The organism is Tahibacter aquaticus (assembly GCF_004363655.1).
GTDB lineage: Bacteria > Pseudomonadota > Gammaproteobacteria > Xanthomonadales > Rhodanobacteraceae > Tahibacter > Tahibacter aquaticus.
Genome location: NZ_SNZH01000001.1, coordinates 515223 through 537241, shown reverse-complemented (window position 1 = coordinate 537241; position 22019 = coordinate 515223). Strand labels below are relative to the sequence as shown.

Below are 22019 nucleotides of genomic sequence, written 5' to 3'. Positions count from 1 at the left end.
GAGAACAATCCCTGCCACCGTTGTTTACTTGTCGCGCAATGCACGGCGGCGCGATAGTTCCTGTTACAGCATTTCGCTCGTTATGCAATGACATCTCTCAGGGGGGATCCGTCATGGCAGCCGCTCCAGCGAATTTCGGCGGCGATACTGCCGCTGCACGCAGCGCCACCCAAGCCATCGCCAGTTGGCGCATACGCTGGTACTGGCGCTGGCAGGCCTGGCGTTTGCGCCAGGTACGGGCGCAGGAATCCGGCCACGGCGTAGCCTGTTACGACAGCCTGCACGCGCTCGATCAGCTGGGCTACCTGGGACAATTCTGTGCGCTGCACCAGGAGCTGATGCGCCAGGCACGCTTGCCGGGCCTGGATGCGCCGGCTGCGTTTTCGCGCCGGCTGGCGCGCGAACTCAACGGCCATTGCCTGGCAGCCTTGCTGGGCACGCCCGACGGCAACGTCGCCGGCTATGCCTGGGGCCGCGTCGGCGGCCTGGCCGAAGCCTTGCAGCACTACCAGCAGGTACAGGCGCTCGGCCACCTGCGCAGCGACGAATGGCTGGCGCTGGAACAGCGCGCCGCTGCGCTGGTCGGCGAGGCGCCTCTGCTCGCACTCAACGGCGTCGGCCTGGCGCAGCGCTATCGCCACGGTTTCGCACCGCTCAAGCACCTGCTCAAGCCGCTGCTGGACCTGGCCCGGCAACACGGTGCGTCGCGCGCGATTTTCTGGGTGCCGCGCAACGGCAGCCTGACCAGCCTGGCCCTGGGCCTGGGCGCGGAAGCGGTGCTGGAAACGCCGCGCATCGCCTGCTTCGTACTGGCCGACCTGCGTCCGCTGGGACGTATCTTCGCGGCACTGCCGGCCAGCGGTATCGCCGAACTGCTGGCCCGCGTCGCGCCGCCGCGGCCGCCGGCCCGCGCCGCACCGCGGCTGGCTGTGGTCAAGCCGCTGCCGAAGCCGCCGCGCAACGACGCCGCGGCCTGAAATCGCCCACGAATTGCCGCCGGGCGAATTGCCGCAAGCGGGCGACAGCGGGGCGCTACTTGGGCGACAATAGCGGCCCTTTGCGGTAGCCCTGGCCTGCATGGGCCGCATCACCGGCTGCCGACCTCCGCTTTTCTTTTTCGCCGGGTCTACCCATGTCTAGCCGTCAAGAACTCGCCAACGCCATCCGTGCGCTGTCCATGGATGCGGTCGAAGCTGCCAAGTCCGGCCATCCGGGCATGCCCATGGGCATGGCCGATATCGCCGAAGTGCTGTGGAACGATTTTCTGAGCCACAACCCGAGCAATCCGCACTGGGTCAACCGCGATCGTTTCGTGCTGTCCAACGGCCACGGCTCCATGCTGCTGTATTCGCTGCTGCACCTGACCGGCTACGACCTGCCGATCGGCGAATTGAAGAACTTCCGCCAGCTGCACTCGCGCACCGCCGGCCATCCGGAACGGCACGAGACGCCGGGCGTGGAAACCACCACCGGCCCGCTGGGCCAGGGCCTGGCCAATGCGGTCGGCATGGCTCTGGCGGAAAAGGTGCTCGCCGCGCGCTTCAACCGCGCCGACTACCCGGTGGTCGACCATTACACCTACGTCTTCCTCGGCGACGGCTGCCTGATGGAAGGCATCTCGCACGAGGTCTGCTCGCTGGCGGGCACCTTCAAGCTGGGCAAGCTGGTCGCGCTGTACGACGACAACAATATTTCCATCGACGGCAAGGTCGGCGGCTGGTTCACCGACGACACCGCTGCGCGCTTCGAGGCCTATGGCTGGGAAGTGATCCGCGACGTCGACGGCCACAATGCCGAGGCGATCAAGGCCGCCATCGTGTCCGCCGGGGCGGATGCGGACAAGCCGACCCTGATCTGCTGCAAGACCATCATCGGCTACGGCGCGCCGAACAAGCAGAACACCGAAGGCGCGCACGGCGCGCCGCTGGGCAAGGACGAAATTGCCCTGGCGCGGGAAAAACTCGGCTGGAACCACGCACCGTTCCACGTACCCGATGCGATCTACGACGCCTGGAACGCCCAGTCCAAGGGCGCCGAGCGCGAAACGCGCTGGAACGCCCTGTTCGAGCGCTACCGCAACGTACATCCGGAGCTGGCGGCCGAGTTCGAGCGCCGCGTCAACGGCGAACTGCCGGCCGACTGGGCGGCGCACTCCGACGCCTACGTGGCCAGGCTGCAGGCCGAAGGCCCGGTGATTGCCTCGCGCAAGGCCTCGCAGATGGCGCTGGACGCGTTCGGGCCAAAGCTGCCGGAACTGATCGGCGGCTCGGCCGACCTGGCGCATTCCAATCTGACCTTGTGGAAAGGTTCCAAAGACGTCAATTCCGGCGACGCCAACGCCAACTACGTGTATTTCGGTGTACGCGAATTCGGCATGACGGCGATCGCCAACGGCATGGCCTTGCACGGCGGCTTCATTCCCTACGACGCTACCTTCCTGGTGTTTTCCGACTACGCGCGCAATGCCGTGCGCATGTCGGCGCTGATCCCGGCGCATGCCATCCACGTGTATACCCACGACTCCATCGGTCTCGGCGAAGACGGCCCGACGCACCAGCCGATCGAGCATCTGGCCAGCCTGCGCTATATCCCCAACAACCGCGTCTGGCGTCCCTGCGACGCGGTCGAATCGGCGGTGTCGTGGAAGTCCGCGATCGAGCGCAGGAACGGCCCCAGCTGCCTGGTGTTTTCGCGCCAGAACCTGCAGCACCAGCAGCGCAATGCCGAGCAGCTGGCTGACATCGCCCGCGGCGGTTACGTGCTGAGCGATCCGAACGACGCGACGTTCAAGGCCATCCTCATCGCCACCGGTTCCGAAGTGGGCCTGGCGATGGATGCGATGCGCACGCTGGAATTGCAGGGCGTGCGCGTGCGCGTGGTGTCGATGCCGTGTACCGAGCAGTTCGATGCGCAGCCGGCGGAATACCGCGAAGGCGTGCTGCCGTCCTGGTGCCGTGCGCGCGTGGCGATCGAAGCGGCGCATCCGGATTTCTGGCGCAAGTACGTCGGCCTGGACGGCGACGTGGTCGGTATCGCCAGCTTCGGCGCCTCGGCGCCGGCGGACAAGCTGTTTGCTCATTTCGGCTTCAGCGTGGAGCGCATCGTCGATGCGGTGAAGGCACGGATCTGAAATGGCGGCATTCGAAACGGAACACGTGCTGGCGGTGCGGCACTGGAACGAGCACCTTTTCAGTTTCACCTGTACCCGCGATGCGGGCCTGCGTTTCGAGAACGGCCAGTTCCTCATGATCGGCCTGACGGTGGACGGCCGGCCGCTGGTGCGTGCCTACAGCGTGGCCAGCGCCAACTACGAGGAACACCTGGAGTTCTTCAGCATCAAGGTGCCGAACGGGCCGCTGACCTCGCGTCTGCAGCACTTGAAGGAAGGCGACGAGATCCTGATCAGCCGCAAGCCCACCGGCACGCTGCTGCTGCACGATCTGAAGCCGGCACGGCATCTGTATCTGCTGTCGACAGGAACGGGGCTGGCCCCGTTCCTGTCGCTGATCCGCGATCCGGAAACCTACGAACGCTTCGACAAGGTGGTGCTGACCCACGGCGTGCGCCATGTGAACGACCTGGCCTACCGCGACTACATCGAGCACGAATTGCCCCAGCACGAATACCTGGGCGAAGCGGTGCGCGACAAGCTGATCTACTACCCCACCGTGACGCGCGAACCATTCCGCTACCAGGGACGGCTGGACGAGCTGCTCGGCAGCGGCAAGCTCTGTGCCGACATCGGCCTGCCGCCGCTGGATGTGGCCAACGACCGCGCCATGATCTGCGGCAGCCCGGCCATGCTGGCATCGCTGTCGCAGTTGCTGGACAGCCGCGGCTTCGTGGTATCGCCGCGTATCGGCACGCCGGGCGACTACGTGATCGAGCGGGCATTTGTAGAAAAGTGAAATATTGGATTGCGGTGCCTGCGGCATGGCGTTGCAGGCAGGCCGCCGCGCCGCAACTGCCACCGCGGCTTTGACTGCTGCGGATCGGCGTCGACGCCGTCTGAGCAGCACTTGCATCACGATCGATTACGTGTGTAAATGCCGACATCATTTACACGCGTAATCGACCATGTCCATCAGCGAAGCCGAAAGCGCTGTCATGCAGGTGCTGTGGAATGCGCACCCGCTGGCCGCGGAAGAAATCGTTGCCGCGCTCGGCGATGCGCGGCAGTGGCAGGAGGCGACGGTAAAGACCCTGCTGAACCGCCTGCTCAACAAAGGCGCGATCGCGGCGGTCAAGGAAGGGCGGCGCTATCTCTACAGCCCGCTGCTGCAGCGCGACGCCTACGTGCATGCGCAAAGCCAGGATCTGCTCGACCGCCTGTTCGGTGGGCGCCTCGCGCCGCTGGTGGCGCATTTCTCGGCGCGGCAGAAACTCAGCAAGAAAGACATCGCCGAGCTGAAGCGCCTGATCGAGACGCTGCCCGATGAGCGCTGAGCTGCTGCTCGCCGCCAGCCTGGGCAGCAGCGCTGCACTGGTGCTTGTCATGGCCGTGCGCCGGCCGCTGCACCACATCGCCGGTGCAGGCGCGGCCTATGCATTGTGGATTGCCGTGCCGCTGGCGGCGTTGGCCGCGGCACTGCCGTCGGCGGGAACGCGCCTGAGTCTGCCACCGCTGGCGTTGCACTCGGTCGTAGCTGCACCCGTTGCCGCGCTGCCGTCGGCGCCCCTTGCGACGACCGGGTCGTTCGGATTCTGGATCTGGCTGGCGGGCTGCGTCGCGCTGCTGGCACTGCAGGCTTTGCAGCAATGGCTATTTATTCGCAGCGTGAGCGATTGCACCTGGCGTGGGCGTATCGGCACGGCCTCGACCGAGCCTTGCGTCAGCGGCCTGTGGCGACCGTCGATTCTGCTGCCGCGGGATTTCCGCCGCCGCTACGACCGGCGCGAACGGCGCCTGGTGCTGGCGCACGAAATCGCCCACCTGCGCCGCGGCGACGTATACGCCAACGCGCTGGCCGCACTGCTGCGCGCCCTGTTCTGGTTCAACCCGCTGCTGCATATCGCCGTGCCGCGCTTTCGCCTGGACCAGGAACTGGCCTGCGATGCGCGCGTACTGGCCCGTTTTCCGGAAGCGCGCCGGTGCTATGCCGGCGCGATGTTGAAAACCCAGCTAGGCGGTACGGCGCTCAGGGATGGGCCAGGTCCGCTGGGCTGCGGTTGGTTTTCCCACCATCCGCTGAAGGAGAGAATTGGCATGTTGCACAATCCGCAAATTAAAAAAATTCGGCGCAGGCTCGGTGCCGTGGCGACGGGGCTGCTGATCGCCGCCTGTGCCGGCCTGGCCTGGGCCGCGAAGCCGGCCGCCTCGATCGCCGCAAATGCCGCCGCCAAGGACGGCCAATACGTCGACGCGGCGCTGACCCTGCGCATCGGCGACGGCGTGGAGCAGCGCTTCCGCATGATCAACCGCTTCGGCGAAAGTTTCCTCGTCACCAGTACCGAGCCCGGCGCAAACTGGGAAGCGCATTTCATCGCCACCGCGGCCAGCACAGACTCGATCCGCCTGGCCACGCGCCTGCTGCGCAACGGCGAGCGCGTGGCGACGCCGGAACTGCTGCTGCACGACGGCGAGAGCGGCGCCATCGCGCTGGACGGCGCGGCCGGGCAGGGCGCGCTGGTTCTGGACGTTGTATTGCGCCGCAGCGATTCGCCGCAGCCGCAGGACGGGCCAGCGGCGTACGAGCCGGCGCGGCACTGAGCCTGGGCAACCGTGGTACGGGTGCGGGAGCGGCCCGTACCCTCGGGAGCGAAGGGATACGATACTGTCCGCCGTCTCGCGTACGGTCGTATGCATTTCGTCTCCGGGGTCCTCTGTCATGTCAGTCCGTGCTGCTGTTGTTTTCGCCCTTTGCGCCGCTGCTGCCGGCAGCGCCCGCGCTGCCGAAGTGCCGCTGTTCGTCGAGTTTTCCGACGGCTTCGAGCTGATCGTGCCAACGGCCTTCCGCCTGGGCGCGCTGCAGCTGCGCGATCCGCACGTGTTCGTGCGAGTGCCGCTGGGCCCGACCACGCTGTGTACCGATGCGACCGACCTGCCCAGTGTCGGACTCAATGCGCAGATCGCCACCAGTCTTGCTGCTGACGAGAATGCCGACGGCCGCCTGGATTCCAGTGCGCTGCTGCTGTTCCGCCCGTTGCTCAGCGACGGCAGGTCGGCACAGACGCTCAGTGTCGCCGGCGATTGCAGCGTGGCCACGCCGACGCAGTGCCTGGCCGCCGCGAACGCAACGCCGTCGCTGCGCAGCTACCGCGCATTCGCGTTGAGCGGCAGCGACCATTGCCTGGAAGCGCTGGCCGGCACCACCAGCAACTGGGGCTCGGCCGCGGCCGTGCCGGCGCCCGGTGGCAATTGCTATGCGACCACTGCGGCCGACCTGGTGCTCGACACTGGCAGCCTGCAGATTCCGCTGTACGACACCGCCTTCGGCGCACCGTTGCCGGCGCCGGGCGGTTCCACCGGCGGCGGCCTGATGCGCGGTTTCCTGCGTGCCAGCGATGCGGCACTGATACCCATACCGCTGAATGGCACGACGGTGACCCTGGCGTCGGTGCTGCCCGGCGGTGCCGGCAGCTGCCGGGCCAACGTCAGCGGCGGCATCGATACCTGGCGCGGCGAGTCGGGCTGGTGGTTCTATTTCGAGTACCGCCAGGACGCCGTCGGCCTGAACTGAACCTCAGACCGGATCGGGGACGCGCCGGACCAGGCTGGCCAGGTCGGCCGGATGCTCGGCAATGGCTTGCGCGCCGGCGCCGATGAGTTCCTCGCGGCTGCCGAAGCCCCAGCTCACGCCGATACCGCGTACGCTGTTGTGGCGCGCGCCTTCGATATCGAAATGGCGGTCGCCGATCATCACCGCGTTGTCTGCCGCGACGCCGAAATCGCTTAGTGCCTGGGCAATCATTGCGGCCTTCTCCGAATGACTGCCGTCGCCGCTGGGGCCGTAGATCTGGCGGAAATGACGGCCGAAGCTCAGGTGCTCGACGATCTTGCGCGCCTGCACCTGCATCTTGGTGGTGACAATGGCCAGCGTGCGGCCCTGGGCGTGCAGGCTTTCGATCAGTTCGGCAATGCCTGCATACACCTCGTGCTCGGCCCAGCCCTGGCTGTCGAAGCGTTCGCGGTAGTGGCCTACGGCCTGCTCGATCAGGGCCGGATCGTCGCCGAGTACCTGCGGGAAGCTTTGCCGCAGCGGCGGCCCTATCCAGCGGCGCAGTTCTTCCAGCGGCGGCGCGGCAAAGCCCAGGCGTTCGAACGCGTGGCGCAGCGAGCCGACGATGCCGGCTTCCGAATGAATCAAGGTGCCATCGAGATCGAACAGGACCAGTTGCATGCAAGGCAGCGATCAGTGGAGGAACGCCAGCCATGGTGGCCCGCGGTTGCGCTTTCAAGCGCGCAACGGATTCGACCTTGGCATGGCTTGACGGCGGCGTGCTGGACTGACGTCAAGCGGTGCTGTTGTCTCGTGCCGGCGATTACTGCGCCTGGAAGTTGCCCTTGAAGATCGGGTCGGTCGACACCGTGCCGCGCGTGACAGTGACGCTGAAGCCTTCCGCCGTGGCGGCATCGACCTTGACGCTGAAGGCATTGCCCGGCACGGTCCAGGTTTCGCCGACCTTGAACATCGAGCCTTCGTTGTTCGCGGTATTGGCCGGCGGCGAGTCCGCGTCCACGCTCCAGGCGGGCGTGGAGCGCGTGGTGTCGATGGAGTGGATGATCACCGCATCGCCGGCCAGGGCCGATTCGTATTTGCCGCCGCGCTTGCGCGCTTCGATGGTGTAGAACTTGGTCGCCGGCTGGCCGGCGAGGGTGACGACGATCATCTGCAGATTGGCCGAGCCGATCAGGCTGGCGCGGTCCAGCAGCAGGCCGGGATAGTAGCCGTCGGTATTCAGGGTGCGCTTGCGCGCCGCATCGATGAAGCCGAGCTTGTCGCGCGACCAGGTGCTGATGTGCTTGGCGACTTTGCCGTAGGTGGTGTCGGTGGCGGCATTGCTCCAGGCGTCGCTCATCACGTCCCAGGGGTTGTCGTAGGGGTCGCTGTCGTTGTCGGAATTGTTCGCATGCGGCAGGCCGTAGGCATGGCCCATCTCGTGGCTCAGCGGGGCAGAGTTGCTGAACGACCAGGGCGGGTTCCAGGTGGAACTCCAGCACTTGTTGATGCCGTCCAGGGTGGCGCAGCGGCTGCCGCCCCAGGCATAGCCGTCGAGGTCGCCGTTGAACATCATGTTGACGCCTTGCAGGCCGCCGTTGGCGGCGAAGTTCACGCTGGCATTGGCTGCGGCCGTGCAATCGTCGAACAGCTTGTTGAGATTGGCGCTGCCGCTGGCCGGCACGTAGAACGAACGCGGCTGCGGCAGGGTGAACCAGCCGTAGGCGGCGCTGCCGACCAGGTTGATCTTGTTGTAGGAAACCTCGCGCCAGTAGTGGTCGAGCTGGCCCGGGCTGTTGCCGTACTGGCCGTTGAAGAAGCTCAGCGGTTTCTGCTCGGTGGCGATGTCGCTGAACTTGCACAGCAGGGTGGCCCAGACCGTGGTGCCGGCCACGTCCGGCTGCGTCACGCCGCGCTGTTCGTCGGCCGGCACGATGGCCCGTACCGCCAGGCCTTGCGCAGTGGCGGCAGTGGCCAAATCGACCGCGACGCGCTTGCCAGCCAGTGCGTAGATATCGCCGGCACCCAGGCGGGCCTGTTCCGGATCGAGCGCATAGCGCAGTCCGTTGTCGTCGACCAGGCTGACGCGGAACTGGCTTTCCAGCCCGGCGACCGGATCGGTGTCGCCCCAGATCAGTTCCAGCCGGCCTTCGATGGGCGCGGCCAGGGCCTGGCTGCCGAACAGGGAAGAAGCGAGCGCAAGCAGTAGGGGCGTAGAGCGGGTCATGGCAGTCGATTCGCAAGGGCACTGAAGGGATTCACCCTAACCGTACGGGTGATTCACGACTGTTAAACCCGCCGCGGTTCGCGCCGCGGCCACGGTACGCGGGCGGCATTCTGTGCAGATGGCGGACAAGCGGTATGTGCGGAGCCAGTTCCGCAGAGTGGACTGGCCGGTACCGTCGCCAGGACGGTACCGGCCTCGCGCTCAGGGGCCGTACTGGACCGTGATGTTGAAGCCCTCGGCCGTGGTCGAGTTCACTGTCACGCGAAACGCGTTGCCCGGTGCCGTCCAGGTTTCGCCGACCTTGAACATCGAGCCTTCATTGTTCGATGTCGTGGCCGGCGGCACGCTGGCATCCACGCTCCAGGCCGGCGTGGAGCGGGTGGTGTCGATGGAATGGATGATCACTGCATCGCCGGCTAGTCTGGCCTCGTAGGTGCCGACGCGCTTGCGCGCTTCGATGGTGTAGTACTTCGTCGCCGGCTGGCCGGTGACCCGCACGACGATCATCTGCCGGTTGTTCGAGCCGATCAGGCTGGCGCGGTCCAGCAGCAGGTTGGCATACGTGCCGTTGGCATTGATGGTGAGTTTGCGCGCCGCGTCGATAAAGCCCAGCTTGTCGCGCGACCAGGTGCTCAGGTGCTTGCCCAGCGAGCCGTAGGTGGGATTGCTGACGGCGTTGCTCCAGGCGTCGCTCATCACGTCCCAGGGGTTGTCATAGGGATTGCTGTCGCCGTCGGAGTTGTTGGCATGGGGCAGGCCGTAGGCGTGGCCCATCTCATGGCTCAGCGGCGCGGTGTTGCCGAATGACCAGGGCGGGTTCCAGGTGGAGCTCCAGCACTTGTTGATGCCGTCCAGCGTGGCGCAGCGCGTACCGCCCCAGGCATAGCCATCGAGGTCGCCGTTGAACATCATGTTGATGCCCTGCAGGCCGCCGTTGGCGGCGAAATTGACCGAGGCATTGGCCACCGTGGTGCAGTCGTCGAACAGTTTGTTGAGATTGGCGCTGCCGCCGGCCGGCACATAGAACGAGCGTGGCTGCGGCAGGGTGAACCAGCCGTAGGCGGCGCTGCCGACCAGGTTGATCTTGTTGTAGGAAACCTCGCGCCAGTAATGGTCGAGCTGGGCCGGGCTGTTGCCGTACTGGCCGTTGAAGAAGCTCAGCGGCTTCTGCTCGGTGGCGACATCGCTGAACTTGCACAGAATGGTGGCCCAGACCGTGGTGCCGGCGACGTCCGGTGCGACGAGGGACTTGCTCTCGCCGGCCGGCACGATGGCATCGACGCGCGGCGGTTTTGACGACTCGGCAGTATCCAGGGCGACAGCGACCTGCTGCCCGTTCAAGGCGTACAGATCCTCGGCCGCGCGCAGCGCTTCGGCCGGGTCCAGGGCGAGGCGTTCGCCCTTGTCGTCGACCAGTTCGACAGTGAACCGGTCGGCTTGCCGGCTGCCGGCGACAGGGTCGCCCCAGGTCAGTTCCAGGCGGCCCTCCCGGGGCCCGGCAGCCAGGGCGTGGCCTGGGGCAAGCAGTGCAAGCAGGCACGGCAGAAAAGCAATTTTGCAAGTCATGCGGAATCCTCTATTTGTGCAGGAATGTGCACGAGCGGCGCTACCTTGAAGCGATCGGCGCCCGCCAAGTGTTAGCTCGGTCACGGGAATGCTGGACAAGGTGGCCTGGCATGCGCGAACCGTGACGAAAGTCGGGCAACCCATGCGCACCGGCACGGAGCTGGCGAACGGCCGCGCCCGGCGGCGGAGGGCCTGCCCCACGGTCGTGCCGCCGGTGGTGGCCTGTCCGGCGGTAATTTGCAAAGCGGACGCGTCGCGGCTGTAATCCGTGGTTTTCCCCTGCAGGCCTGCGGCAGCCCTGGCGGCCGGCCACCGGCGTAAACGGCGCCGGCCCCGCAGCGGGATTGCCGCGCACTGCACTCAACTGACCCTTGGAAACGCCCATGTCCATTCTCCGCATGACTGACCTCGACCTGCGCGGCAAGCGCGTGCTGATCCGGGAAGACCTGAATGTCCCGATCAAGGACGGCCGCATAACGGCCAGCCAGCGCCTGGAAGCTGCCTTGCCGACCATCCGCCATGCGCGCGACGCGGGGGCGGCGGTGATGGTCACCTCGCATCTGGGGCGGCCGGTGGAAGGGCAGTTCAGCGAAGCCGATTCGCTGGCTCCGGTGGCAGCCTGGCTGAGCCAGGCGCTGGGCAGCGAGGTGAAGCTGCTGCGCGACTATCTCGACGGTGTCGAGGTGGAAAATGGGCAGGTTGTACTTCTGGAAAATTGCCGAATGAATGTGGGCGAGGGCAAGGACACGCCCGAGCTCAGCGCGAAATACGCGGCGCTGTGCGACATCTACGTGATGGACGCGTTCGGCACGGCGCACCGCGCCCAGGCCTCGACCCACGGTGCCATCCGCGCGGCCAAGGTCGCCTGCGGCGGGCCGCTGCTGATGGCTGAGCTGGATGCGCTGGCCAAGGCGCTGGATAACCCGCGGCGGCCGTTGCTGGCCATCGTTGCCGGCTCGAAGGTGTCGACCAAGCTGGAACTGCTGCAGACGCTGACCGCCAAGGTCGACCAGCTTATCGTCGGCGGCGGCATCGCCAATACCTTCATCGCCGCGGCCGGCTATCCGGTCGGCAAGTCGCTGGTGGAGAACGATCTGCTGGATACGGCGCGGCGCATCATCGCCGAAGCCAAGGCGCGCGGCGCCGACGTGCCGATTCCCAGCGACGTGGTGGTAGCGCCGGCCTTCGCCGCCGATGCGCCCGCCACGATCAAGCGCGTCGACGAAGTGACGGCCGACGACATGATTCTCGACATAGGCCCGCAGACGGCGGCGGCCTATGCAGCACTGATCGCCAAGGCCGGCAGCGTGGTGTGGAACGGCCCGGTTGGCGTATTCGAGTTCGATGCCTTCGGCAAGGGCACCCAGACCCTGGCGCTGGCGATTGCCGAATCGGCGGCGTTTTCCATTGCCGGCGGCGGCGATACGCTGGCGGCAGTGGAAAAGTACGGTGTCGAGGACCGCATCGGCTATATCTCCACGGGTGGCGGCGCCTTTCTCGAATTCCTCGAAGGCAAGGAATTGCCGGCGGTGACGGCCTTGCAGGCGCGCGGCTGAAGCGGCGGCAGGCCCTTGGTGCGTTCGCAAGGTTAGAAGTGAAGTAGGTGCCGGCGCTGCGCTGAATCCCGCAGCGCCGGCGAAGCGATGACGCACGCCTTTTGCTGTCCGCCACGGGGGCGCGCGACGATTCCCGGAGACCTGTCCGATGCTGGTACTGATTCTCAAGGCCGTAGCCGCCTACCTGCTCGGTTCCCTTTCCGGCAGCCTGCTGCTGGGGCGTCGCGGCGGTTTCGATATTCGCGAGCAGGGCAGCGGCAACGCCGGCGGCACCAATGCCCTGCGCACGCGCGGCTGGCGTTTCGCCCTGCTGGTGGTGCTGATCGATATCGGCAAAGGCGCGCTGGCGGTATGGCTGGCGCTGGCGATTCCTACCACCGACTCGTCGCCGGGACGCTATATCGAAGCCCTGGTCTGCGGTCTCGCCGCGGTGCTTGGCCATGTGCTGCCGCTGTTCTACGGGTTTCGCGGCGGCAAGGGCGCAGCGACGGTGGTTGGCACCTTGTTCGTGTTATGTCCGCTGGCGACGCCACCGCTGCTGCTGATCTGGCTGGCGGTACTGGGCTGGACGGGCTATGTCGGTCTTGCCACCGTGATCGCCGGCCTTTCCCTGGTGCCGATGCTCTGGTGGCTGGCACCGGGCACGGCGGATCTGCATAGCTATGCGCTGGCCTGTGCTGCGCTGCTGCTGCTCACGCACAGCGGAAATCTGTGGCGGCTGTATCGCGGCACCGAGCATCGCTTCGAGCGCGCACGGGTGATTCCCCGTGCGCTGGGGCTGAAGCGCTGATGCAGGCGCGCGATCTGGTCGGCGCGCTGGCCGACGGGCAGGCCTGGTCGGGCAGCGAACTGGCGCGGCGCTTCGGCGTCACGCGGGCGGCGGTGTGGAAGCGCCTGGACGAATTGCGCGATGCCGGCCTGCCGATCGCAGCCGAGGCCGGGCGCGGCTATCGCCTGGCCTTGCCGCTGGAATTGCTCGACCCGGCGCGTATCGGCGCATTGCTGCCTGCGGCGCTGGCTGCGCGGCTGGGCGGTATCGAGGTGCATTGGGAAATCGATTCGACCAGCAGCGAGCTGATGCGCAGCGCGGCTGGGCGCGGCGATCTGTCGGTCTGCCTGGCCGAGCAGCAGACGGCTGGCCGCGGCCGGCGCGGGCGCGCCTGGAAATCGCCGCCTTTGTGCAATGTATACCTGTCCGTGCTGAAGCGCTTCGGCCAGGGCATGGGCAACCTGTCCGGCTTGAGCCTGGCGGTCGGCGTTGCGGTGGTGCGCGCGCTGGAATCCTGTGGCGCTGCCGGCCTGGGCCTGAAATGGCCGAACGACGTGCTCGCACCGGCCGGCAAGCTGGCCGGCATCCTGGTGGAGCTGGGCGGCGAATTCCTCGGCCCCTGCCATGCGGTGATCGGCATCGGCGTGAACCTGTACCTACCGGCGGCGGTACGTGCGGCGATCGACCAGCCGGCGGCAGACCTGGCCGGCCTGTGCACGCCGTTGCCGACGCGCAACGCGGTGGTTGCAGCATTGCTGCGCGAGCTGGCCGAAGTGCTGGATCAGTTTGCGCAGTCCGGTTTCGCACCGCTGCGCGAGGCGTTTGAGCAGCGCGACCTGCTGCGCGGCTGCGCACTCACGCTCAGCGACGCGCACGGCAGCCAAGCCGGCGAAGGTGCCGGTGTGGATGCGCGCGGTGCGCTGTTGTTGCGCCAGGGCGATACCATCGCCGCCTTCGACAGCGCCGAAGTGACGGTACGCAAGGCATGAATCTGCTGGTGGATCTGGGCAATACGCGGCTGAAATGGGCCCTGCACGATGCGCAGGGGCTGCGTCCCGGCACGCCGGTCGATCATTCGCGGCCCTTGTTGCCCGAGCTGGAGCTGGCCTGGCGCGACGCGCCGGCGGTAGCGCGTGCACTGGTTTCTTCGGTCGGCCGGCCGCGCCTGGAAGCGGAGCTGGTGCAGGCGATCCGCGCGCGCTTCGGCATCGAACCGCAGTTCGTCGCCACCCAGGCACAGGCCTGCGGCGTGCGCGTGGCCTATGCGCGGCCGGAAAAGCTGGGCGTGGATCGTTTTGTCGCGTTGATCGCCCTGCATGCGCTGGTACCAGGGCCGGCCGTGCTGGCCAGCGTCGGCACGGCGCTGGTGCTGGATGCACTGGGTGGCGACGGTGTGCATCTGGGCGGCCTGATTGCGCCAAGCCCGCTGCTGATGCAGCAAGCCTTGCTCGGTGCCACGGCGCGGGTGACCGCGGCCGAATCGGCGCGCATTGTCGAACTGGCTGACGATACGGAAGACGCGGTGCGCTCGGGCTGCTGGCTGGCCGCGGCTGCATTAGTGGAAAGGTTCCATTTGCAGGTGAGTTCCCGGCTGGCCGCGCCGGTGGCGCTGGTGCTGGCCGGCGGCGCCGCTAGCGAACTGGCACCGCTGCTGGGCAGGCCGGCGCGCATCGAGGCCGACCTGGTATTGCGCGGCCTTGCCCGGTTTGCCGACGGCTGCATCGCTTCGCCGTCGAGCGAATCGGTAGAATCCGGCAACTCCTGACTCGGCTGGCCTCTGCGGATGTTCCTGCGCGTGTTGTTCATGCTGCTGCTGGCGATGAATGTCGGGGTCGCGAGCTGGCTGTATTTCTCGCCCAAGCCGGCCCAGGGCGAGGTAGCGGCAACCGACATCGGCATTGCCCGGCTGGAGCTGCTGGCCGAGCGCGAGCGTCCGGGCGATGCCGCCAGTGCGGAACTGACGGAAGAGCCGGGCATCAGCAACGCCAACGACCAGTGCCGCAGCATCGGCCCGTTCGCTACCCAGGCCGACATGCGTGCAGCCATGAACAAGCTCGGCACACGCGTGCGGCGCATCCAGTCCCGCGAGGCGCATACCACGCAAAGCCGCGGCTACTGGGTGTTCATCCCGGCCATGGGCACGCGCGAGCAGGCCCTGGGCGTGGCCCGCCAGCTGTCCAGTCGTGGCGTGCGCGACTATTACGTGGTCACGGCCGGCGACCAGCAGAACACCATTTCCCTGGGCCTGTTCCGCGAACAGGCGAATGCAGAGCGCCGGCGCAACGAAATCGCCGCGCTGGGCCTGTCGCCGCAGATGCTGCAGCGCACCGAAGACCTGCCGGTGTACTGGGTCGATTTCGCCGAAGATCCGCAGCGCCCGGTCAACTGGCGTGCCCAGATGCCCGACCTGATCGATCTGAAAGAACAGCCGGTAACCTGCTTCTGAGCGCACATCCGTAGCGCGGCCGATTGATTCGCGCAGCGGGATCGGTTGCAGTCGGTACCCCAGATCCACGCCGGGAACATCGCCATGAGCCAGATTCGCGCCTGGGCCGCCGACGCGGCCAACGCTCCGCTGCACGCCTACGCCTACGACCCGGGACCACTGGGCGAGGAGCAGGTCGAGATTGCCGTGGAGTATTGCGGCATCTGTCATTCCGACCTGTCCATGCTGGACAACGAATGGGGCCGCAGCCGCTATCCGTTCGTGCCGGGACATGAAATCGTCGGTCGCATCGTCGCGCTGGGGGCGCAGGCCAAGGGGCGCCAGCTCGGCCAGCGCGTCGGCCTGGGCTGGTTCTCCGCCAGTTGCCTGCATTGCGGCTCTTGTCTCGACGGCGACCAGCACCTGTGCGGCAACGGCGAGGAAACCATCGTGCGCCGTCATGGCGGCTTTGCCGAACGCGTGCGTGCGCACTGGGCCTGGGCGATTCCGCTGCCGGACGCGCTGGCCAGCGCCAGCAGCGGCCCGCTGTTCTGCGGCGGCATTACCGTGTTCAACCCGCTGGTGATAGCCGGTGTGCGGCCTACCGATCGCGTCGGTGTGATCGGTATCGGCGGGCTCGGCCATATGGCGCTGGCCTTTCTGCGCCATTGGGGTTGCGAGGTCACGGCGTTTACCTCAAGCGAGTCCAAGCGCGAGGAAGCCTTGCAACTGGGCGCGCATAAAGTGGTGTCCAGCCGCGACCGGGCCGCGCTGAAGCAGCTTGCCGGACAGTTCGATTTCCTGCTGGTGACGGTGAACGTGGCCTTGGACTGGCCACTGTTCGTTGCTGCGCTGGCGCCGAAAGGCCGGCTGCACTTCGTCGGCGGCGTGCTGGAGCCGATTCCGCTGGCGGCTTTCAGCCTGATCGGCGGACAGAAATCGATAGGTGGTTCGCCCCTGGGCAGTCCGGCCACGACGGCACGCATGCTGGAATTCTGCGCACGCCATGCGATTGCGCCGCAAGTGGAAATTTTTCCTATGTCACAAGCGAACGCGGCGCTGGAGCATCTGCGTGCCGGCAAGGCGCGCTACCGCGTGGTACTGCAGGCGGATTGGTAGTTTTGTCGGTTTTGTACAGCTACCGCGGAGCTTTGGGCCGGGTTTCGCGGTCAGTGGCCATGGCCGCTGGCGCGATCCGTCGTTGCAGGGAACGGCGGGTTCAGGTCAGGGCCGGGTAGGCCGGACGACTGAGGGAGCTGCGATCCCGGTCGCGTTTTGCGGCTTGCGGCGGCGGGCGGTGCTTGGCACTCTTGTCCGTCTTGCTGCTAGCTGTCCGGCCGCTGAACTTTATCCCTGTGCCGTGGTCACGGTCAGGTCACCGCCTTTCACCCGAGGATGTTCGCGATGTTGAAGAAGCTCACCCTGGCCCTCGCCCTCGCGGCAGCCGCCTTTACCGCAACCGCCGCCGACGAGACCAAGGTCGTCAGCGAAGCCATCCTCTCCCTGGTGCCCCAGGCCAAGATCGATTCCGTGACCAAGTCCAGCCTGCCGGGCTTCTACGAAGTGGTCACCGGTGGCCAGGTCGTCTACGTCAGCGCCGACGGCAAGTACCTGCTCCAGGGCAGCCTGTTCGACATGAGCAACAAGAAAGACCTGACCGAAGCCCGTCTCGGCGGCATCCGCAAGGAGCTGGTGGACAAGGTGCCGAAGTCCAAGCGCATCGTGTTCGCGCCCAAGGATCCGAAGTACACCGTCACGGTGTTCACCGATATCGACTGCGGCTACTGCCGCAAGCTGCACCACGATATTGCCCAGTACAACGAGCAGGGCATCGCCGTGGAATACCTGTGGTTCCCGCGTTCGGGCCCGGGTACGCCGTCGTTCGACAAGGCCGTCTCGGTCTGGTGCTCGACCGATCGCAACAAGGCGTTCACCGAAGCCAAGTCGGGTACCGACCCCAAGACGGCCACCTGCGAAAACCCGATTGCCGAGGAATTCGAGCTCGGCCGCCGCGTCGGCATCAACGGCACCCCGACCGTGATCGCGCCGGACGGCACGCAGATCGGCGGCTATTTGGCCCCGGAAGCCATGCGCCAGCGCCTCGATTCGCTCGCTTCGGCCAAGTAAGTTCAAGAAATTGTTGGGTTTTTCCGGCGGCGCCCGCAGCAGTGCGGGCGCCGCCGGCGTGTCTGCCCGCTGCGCCGGGCGATAGCAGTTGCAAGACGCCAGCGGTTATCATGCGCGCCCTTCTGAGAACCCGCTCCGGAACGGCCATTTCATGATCGTGCTCGACGGGCAAAACGCCCTGTCTGCCTTCCGCCTGGATCGCCTCAACCGCCGCCTGGCGGAGGTTGCGCCCGGCGCCCGCGTTGCTGCAGCGCGCTATGTCTATCTGCTGGAGGCCGCCGCGCCTCTGGACGAAGCGACCCACCGGCGCCTGGCCCAGGTGCTGGAAGCCAGCCCCGAGCCGGCGCGCAGTGCATTGCTGTGGATAGTGCCGCGTCTGGGCACGATTTCGCCCTGGTCGAGCAAGGCCACCGACATTTTGCGTGGCTGCGGCTTCGCGGTGGAGCGCGTTGAACGCGCGGTGGCTTTCGATCTGGTCAACGAGCCTGCCAGCGGTGCGCCGAGCTGGCAGCCGTTGCTGCAGATCCTGCACGACCCGATGACCCAGGACGTGATCTGGCATCTGGATCAGGCGCAAGGCCTGTTTCTGGCCGGCGCGCCCGGCGCGCTGGGCATTGTCGCCCTGGGCGACGATCCGGCCGAAGCCCTGCGCCAGGCCAATCAGCGTCTTGGCCTGGCCCTGGCAGCCGACGAAATCGACTACCTGGTGGCGCGCTATGCCGAACTCGGCCGCGACCCCAGCGATGCCGAGCTGATGATGTTCGCCCAGGCCAATTCCGAGCATTGCCGCCACAAGGTGTTCAATGCGAGCTGGAACGTGGACGGCCAGGCGCAGGAGCGCTCGCTGTTCGCGATGATCAAGAACACGCATCAGCAGTCGCCGGCGCATACCTTGTCGGCGTATTCCGACAATGCGGCGGTGATCCAGGGCAGCGACGGCCAGCGCTTCTTTGCCGATGCCGACGGCGTCTATCGCGCGCATGCCGAGCGCATCGACTACGCGATCAAGGTCGAGACGCATAACCACCCCACCGCGATTGCGCCGTTCCCGGGGGCGTCTACCGGCTCCGGCGGCGAAATCCGCGACGAAGGCGCTACCGGCCGTGGCGGCAAGCCCAAGGCTGGCCTGACCGGCTTTTCCGTGTCGCACCTGCGTATTCCGGGCCTGGCCCGGCCCTGGGAAACGGAACGTCCGCTGCCGCCGCGCATGGCCACTGCGTTCGAGATCATGCGCGACGGTCCTATCGGCGCAGCCTCGTTCAACAACGAATTCGGCCGTCCCGCCCTGGGCGGCTATTTCCGCAGCTTCGAGCAGGAAACCGGCATTCCCGGCCTGCGCCGCGGCTACGACAAGCCGATCATGATCGCGGGCGGCCTGGCCAATTTGCGTTCTGCACATGTGCAGAAGCGCAATCTGCAGCCCGGCGACGCCGTCATCGTGCTGGGCGGTCCGGCCATGCTGATCGGCCTGGGCGGCGGCGCGGCCTCGTCGCTGGCTTCGGGCACGAGCTCAGCAGAACTCGACTTCGCCTCGGTGCAGCGCGACAACCCGGAGATGGAGCGCCGCTGCCAGGAAGTGATCGATCACTGCTGGGCGCTGGGCGACACCAATCCCATCGTCAGCGTGCACGACGTCGGCGCCGGTGGCTTGTCCAACGCGATTCCCGAGTTGCTGCACGATTCCCAGGTCGGCGGCCGCATCGATCTGGCCCGCGTGCCCTGCGCCGATCCGTCGCTGTCGCCGATGCAGCTGTGGTGCAACGAATCGCAGGAACGCTACGTGCTGGGTGTGCAGCAGACCGACCTGGCGCGCTTCGAGGCGATCTGCCAGCGCGAGCGCTGTCCGTATGCAGTCGTCGGTACGGCGTCGGCGGAACAGCATCTGATGGTCGGATACGGCGTCGATGCGGCCAGCGCGGTCGGTTCCGGCGCGGCGATCGACTTGCCCATGGACGTGCTGTTCGGCAAGGCGCCGAAGATGCACCGCGAGGCCAAGCGCAAGGCGCCGCGGGTCGACCTGGTGTCCGATTGCCTGGGCATCAGTTTGAACGAGGCCCTGCAGCGCGTGCTGCAGTTCCCGGCGGTGGGCTCCAAATCGTTCCTCATCACCATTGGCGACCGCAGCGTCGGCGGCCTGTGTTCGCGCGACCAGATGGTCGGTCCCTGGCAGGTGCCGGTCGCCGACTGTGCCGTCACCCTGGCCGATTTCACCGGCTATGCCGGCGAGGCCATGGCGATGGGCGAGCGCACGCCGCTGGCGGCGCTGTCCAGCGCCGATGCGGCGCGCATGGCTGTCGGCGAAGCGCTGACCAACCTGGCTGCGGCGCCGGTCGCCGAGCTGGGCGAAGTACGCCTGTCAGCCAACTGGATGGCGGCGGCGAATTTCCCGCACCAGGATGCCGCCTTGTTCGATGCGGTGCGCGCGGTCGGCATGGAGCTGTGCCCGGCCCTGGGCATTTCCATTCCGGTCGGCAAGGACTCGCTGTCCATGCAGACCGTCTGGCACGATGGCGAGCGCGAGCAGAAGACCATCGCGCCGGTTTCGCTGATCGTGACGGCCTTTGCCCGCGTCACCGACGTACGCCGCGCGCTGACCCCGCAGCTGCGCCTGGACAAGGGCGAAAGCGAGCTGTGGCTGCTCGATCTCGGTGGCGGCCGCAACCGCCTCGGCGGTTCGGCCCTGATGCAGGTGTTCAACCGTTCCGGCGGCGTGCCACCCGATCTGGACGATGCAGTCCGCTTCAAGGCGTTCTTCGATTGCATCCAGGCGGCCAACCAGGCCGGCCTGCTGCTGGCCTACCACGATCGTGCCGACGGCGGCGTGCTGGTCACTTTGCTGGAAATGGCCTTTGCCGGTCATTGCGGCCTGGCCATAGGCCTGGACGGCTGGGCCGAGAACACCTTGCGTGCCTTGTTCTGCGAAGAACTCGGCGCCGTGGTGCAGCTGCGCCGCGACGACGTGCCGGCGTTCAAGCAACTGCTGGGCCAGTACGGCCTCGGCGACATTGCGCACATGGTCGGACGGCCCAAGGAAAAGCTGCAGATCGCGCTGCGCCTGGGCGACGACCAGCTGGGCCGCTGGGACTGGGCCGACCTCATGCGTACCTGGTCGCAGACCAGCCATGCGATGCAGCGACTGCGCGACAACCCGATCCTGGCCGACAGCGAGATGGACTGGCGCTGCGACGGTGACGATCCGGGCATCAGCCCCAAGCTCACGTTCGATGCCACCGACGACATCGCCGCGCCGTTCATTGCCCGCGGCCTGCGTCCGCGCGTGGCCGTGCTGCGCGACCAGGGCGTCAACGGCCAGATCGAAATGGCGGCGGCCTTCAGCCGCGCCGGCTTCGACGCCGTCGACGTGCACATGTCCGACCTGCAAAACGGGCATCGCCGCCTGGACCAGTTCCAGGGCCTGGCCGCCTGCGGCGGCTTTTCCTACGGCGACGTGCTCGGTGCCGGCCGCGGCTGGGCCACCTCGATCCTGTTCAACCCGGCCTTGCGCGAACAGTTCGCCGCGTTCTTTGCGCATTCCGAGCGTTTTGCCCTCGGCGTGTGCAATGGTTGCCAGATGCTGGCCAATCTCAAGGAAATCATTCCCGGCGCCGACTACTGGCCGCGCTTCCGGCGCAATGCCTCGGAGCAGTACGAGGCGCGCTTCGTCACGCTGGAAGTGCTGGATTCGCCGTCGATCCTGCTGCGCGGCATGGCCGGTTCGCGCATTCCGGTGGTGGTCGCGCATGGCGAAGGCCATGCGGAATTCGCCCAGGGGGCGGACTACAACCGCGTCCAGCCCTGCCTGCGCTTCATCGACAACCGCGGCAAGGCAACCGAGGCGTTCCCGCTCAATTCGAATGGTTCGGTCGGCGGCCTGACCGGGCTGACCGCGGCGGAAGGGCGCGTCACCGTCATGATGCCCCACCCCGAACGCGTACACCGCAGCGTGCAGATGAGCTGGCGGCCGGAGTCCTGGGGCGAGGATTCGCCCTGGATGCGCATGTTCCGCAATGCGCGTGCCTGGGTGGGATGAAGCTCAGTCCGCTCAAGCGATTTCTGCTGCAGGCCCTGGCCTGGCTGCCGGCGTGCTTTTTTCTCTGGTGGTGGGTCTCCGGCCTGACCGTGAAGCTGCCGGTATGGCTGGCCGGCCAGGTGTTGAGCACGCTCTGGCCGGACCTGGTCGCCAGTGTCAGCCAGGGCTTCGACAATGCCGGCATGCCGACCATGGACATTCTTACCAAGGTGGCGGTCAGCCAGCCCGGGCCGGACGGCGTGCTGGCGACCGGCTATCTGGAGCCGACTATCCATCCGCTGATCTACGGCTATTCCCTGCCGCTGTTCTTCGGGCTGTGCCTGGCCACGCCGCAGGAAGAGGAGCGGCGCTGGGGTCAGATGATCCTGGGCTGCCTCGCGATCTGGCTGGCGCAGGCGTTCGGCCTGGTGGCCGACAGCCTCAAGGTGCTGGCGCTCAATTCCGGCCCCGAGACCGCTGCAGCAGTGCTGGCTGCCGGACTCAACGTCAACGCGATTGCCCTTTGCTACCAGTTCGGCTATCTCATCCTGCCGACCGTAGTGCCCGCTGCCCTGTGGCTGGCCCTCAATCGTCCCTTCATCGAGGCATTGACCGGGCGCAAGTTCGGGGAACCCGGCAGCAGCAAAGCCGGTCGAAGCGCCGCCTCCTAGGAAAGAAGTC

At 66.9% G+C, this 22019-nt stretch carries 18 protein-coding genes; 15 read left to right on the top strand and 3 right to left on the bottom strand.

All coding sequences use genetic code 11. From position 1 onward, the window contains the following. The first annotated feature begins 113 nt into the window (after positions 1–113). The 6 genes from DFR29_RS02185 (at position 114) to DFR29_RS02160 (ending at position 6680) form a co-directional block, all read left to right on the top strand. Entirely contained in the window at positions 114–977 is an 864-nt protein-coding gene (locus DFR29_RS02185) for a hypothetical protein (RefSeq protein ID WP_133816907.1), read from the top strand. Positions 978–1132: 155 nt separating this feature from the next. Continuing rightward, complete coding sequence (tkt, locus tag DFR29_RS02180) at positions 1133–3130, top strand: transketolase (RefSeq protein ID WP_133816906.1); 1998 nt, start codon at positions 1133–1135, stop codon at positions 3128–3130. Between the two features lies 1 nt (position 3131). Beyond that, the gene (locus DFR29_RS02175; protein ID WP_133816905.1) at positions 3132–3908 is read left to right on the top strand and encodes a ferredoxin--NADP reductase; all 777 of its coding nucleotides are present in this window, start codon (positions 3132–3134) and stop codon (positions 3906–3908) included. A gap of 169 nt (positions 3909–4077) precedes the next feature. Further along, a complete protein-coding gene (locus DFR29_RS02170; protein WP_133816904.1) occupies positions 4078–4446 on the top strand; it encodes a BlaI/MecI/CopY family transcriptional regulator in 369 nt (122 codons plus the stop codon). After that, the gene (locus DFR29_RS02165; protein WP_133816903.1) at positions 4436–5710 is read left to right on the top strand and encodes a M56 family metallopeptidase; all 1275 of its coding nucleotides are present in this window, start codon (positions 4436–4438) and stop codon (positions 5708–5710) included. The genes DFR29_RS02170 and DFR29_RS02165 overlap by 11 nt, the downstream gene beginning before the upstream one ends. A 118-nt stretch (positions 5711–5828) precedes the next feature. After that, entirely contained in the window at positions 5829–6680 is an 852-nt protein-coding gene (locus DFR29_RS02160; RefSeq protein WP_133816902.1) for a hypothetical protein, read from the top strand. A gap of 3 nt (positions 6681–6683) precedes the next feature. Here DFR29_RS02160 and DFR29_RS02155 read toward each other — a convergent pair whose 3' ends face one another. From DFR29_RS02155 to DFR29_RS02145, 3 genes are all read right to left on the bottom strand, one after another. Continuing rightward, a complete protein-coding gene (locus DFR29_RS02155; protein ID WP_133816901.1) occupies positions 6684–7340 on the bottom strand; it encodes an HAD hydrolase-like protein in 657 nt (218 codons plus the stop codon). 142 nt (positions 7341–7482) lie between these two features. Next, a complete protein-coding gene (locus DFR29_RS02150; protein ID WP_133816900.1) occupies positions 7483–8886 on the bottom strand; it encodes a metallopeptidase domain-containing protein in 1404 nt (467 codons plus the stop codon). A 201-nt stretch (positions 8887–9087) separates the two neighbouring features. Beyond that, on the bottom strand, positions 9088–10452 hold the full coding sequence (locus tag DFR29_RS02145; RefSeq protein WP_133816899.1) for a metallopeptidase domain-containing protein: 1365 nt from the start codon (positions 10450–10452) through the stop codon (positions 9088–9090). Positions 10453–10835: 383 nt separating this feature from the next. On the opposite strand from DFR29_RS02145, the gene DFR29_RS02140 reads away from it, so the two are divergent. The 9 genes from DFR29_RS02140 to DFR29_RS02100 all read left to right on the top strand — a co-directional run bounded on the left by DFR29_RS02140 (position 10836) and on the right by DFR29_RS02100 (position 22009). Beyond that, positions 10836–12008 (top strand): phosphoglycerate kinase, encoded by a 1173-nt coding sequence (locus DFR29_RS02140; protein WP_133816898.1) that lies wholly within the window; start codon positions 10836–10838, stop codon positions 12006–12008. A gap of 148 nt (positions 12009–12156) precedes the next feature. Continuing rightward, a complete protein-coding gene (gene plsY / locus DFR29_RS02135; protein ID WP_133816897.1) occupies positions 12157–12798 on the top strand; it encodes a glycerol-3-phosphate 1-O-acyltransferase PlsY in 642 nt (213 codons plus the stop codon). Then, a complete protein-coding gene (locus DFR29_RS02130) occupies positions 12798–13766 on the top strand; it encodes a biotin--[acetyl-CoA-carboxylase] ligase (protein WP_133816896.1) in 969 nt (322 codons plus the stop codon). Before plsY ends, DFR29_RS02130 begins: the two co-directional genes overlap by 1 nt. Further along, entirely contained in the window at positions 13763–14542 is a 780-nt protein-coding gene (locus tag DFR29_RS02125) for a type III pantothenate kinase (RefSeq protein WP_133816895.1), read from the top strand. Before DFR29_RS02130 ends, DFR29_RS02125 begins: the two co-directional genes overlap by 4 nt. Positions 14543–14560: 18 nt before the next feature. Then, on the top strand, positions 14561–15223 hold the full coding sequence (locus DFR29_RS02120; RefSeq protein WP_133816894.1) for an SPOR domain-containing protein: 663 nt from the start codon (positions 14561–14563) through the stop codon (positions 15221–15223). Between the two features lie 84 nt (positions 15224–15307). Beyond that, a complete protein-coding gene (gene ahr / locus DFR29_RS02115; RefSeq protein WP_133816893.1) occupies positions 15308–16321 on the top strand; it encodes an NADPH-dependent aldehyde reductase Ahr in 1014 nt (337 codons plus the stop codon). A 285-nt stretch (positions 16322–16606) separates the two neighbouring features. Further along, complete coding sequence (locus DFR29_RS02110) at positions 16607–17329, top strand: DsbC family protein (protein WP_243745930.1); 723 nt, start codon at positions 16607–16609, stop codon at positions 17327–17329. A gap of 151 nt (positions 17330–17480) precedes the next feature. Then, entirely contained in the window at positions 17481–21359 is a 3879-nt protein-coding gene (purL, locus tag DFR29_RS02105) for a phosphoribosylformylglycinamidine synthase (RefSeq protein WP_133816892.1), read from the top strand. Next, complete coding sequence (locus DFR29_RS02100; RefSeq protein ID WP_133816891.1) at positions 21356–22009, top strand: exosortase H-associated membrane protein; 654 nt, start codon at positions 21356–21358, stop codon at positions 22007–22009. Before purL ends, DFR29_RS02100 begins: the two co-directional genes overlap by 4 nt. Positions 22010–22019 lie beyond the last annotated feature (10 nt).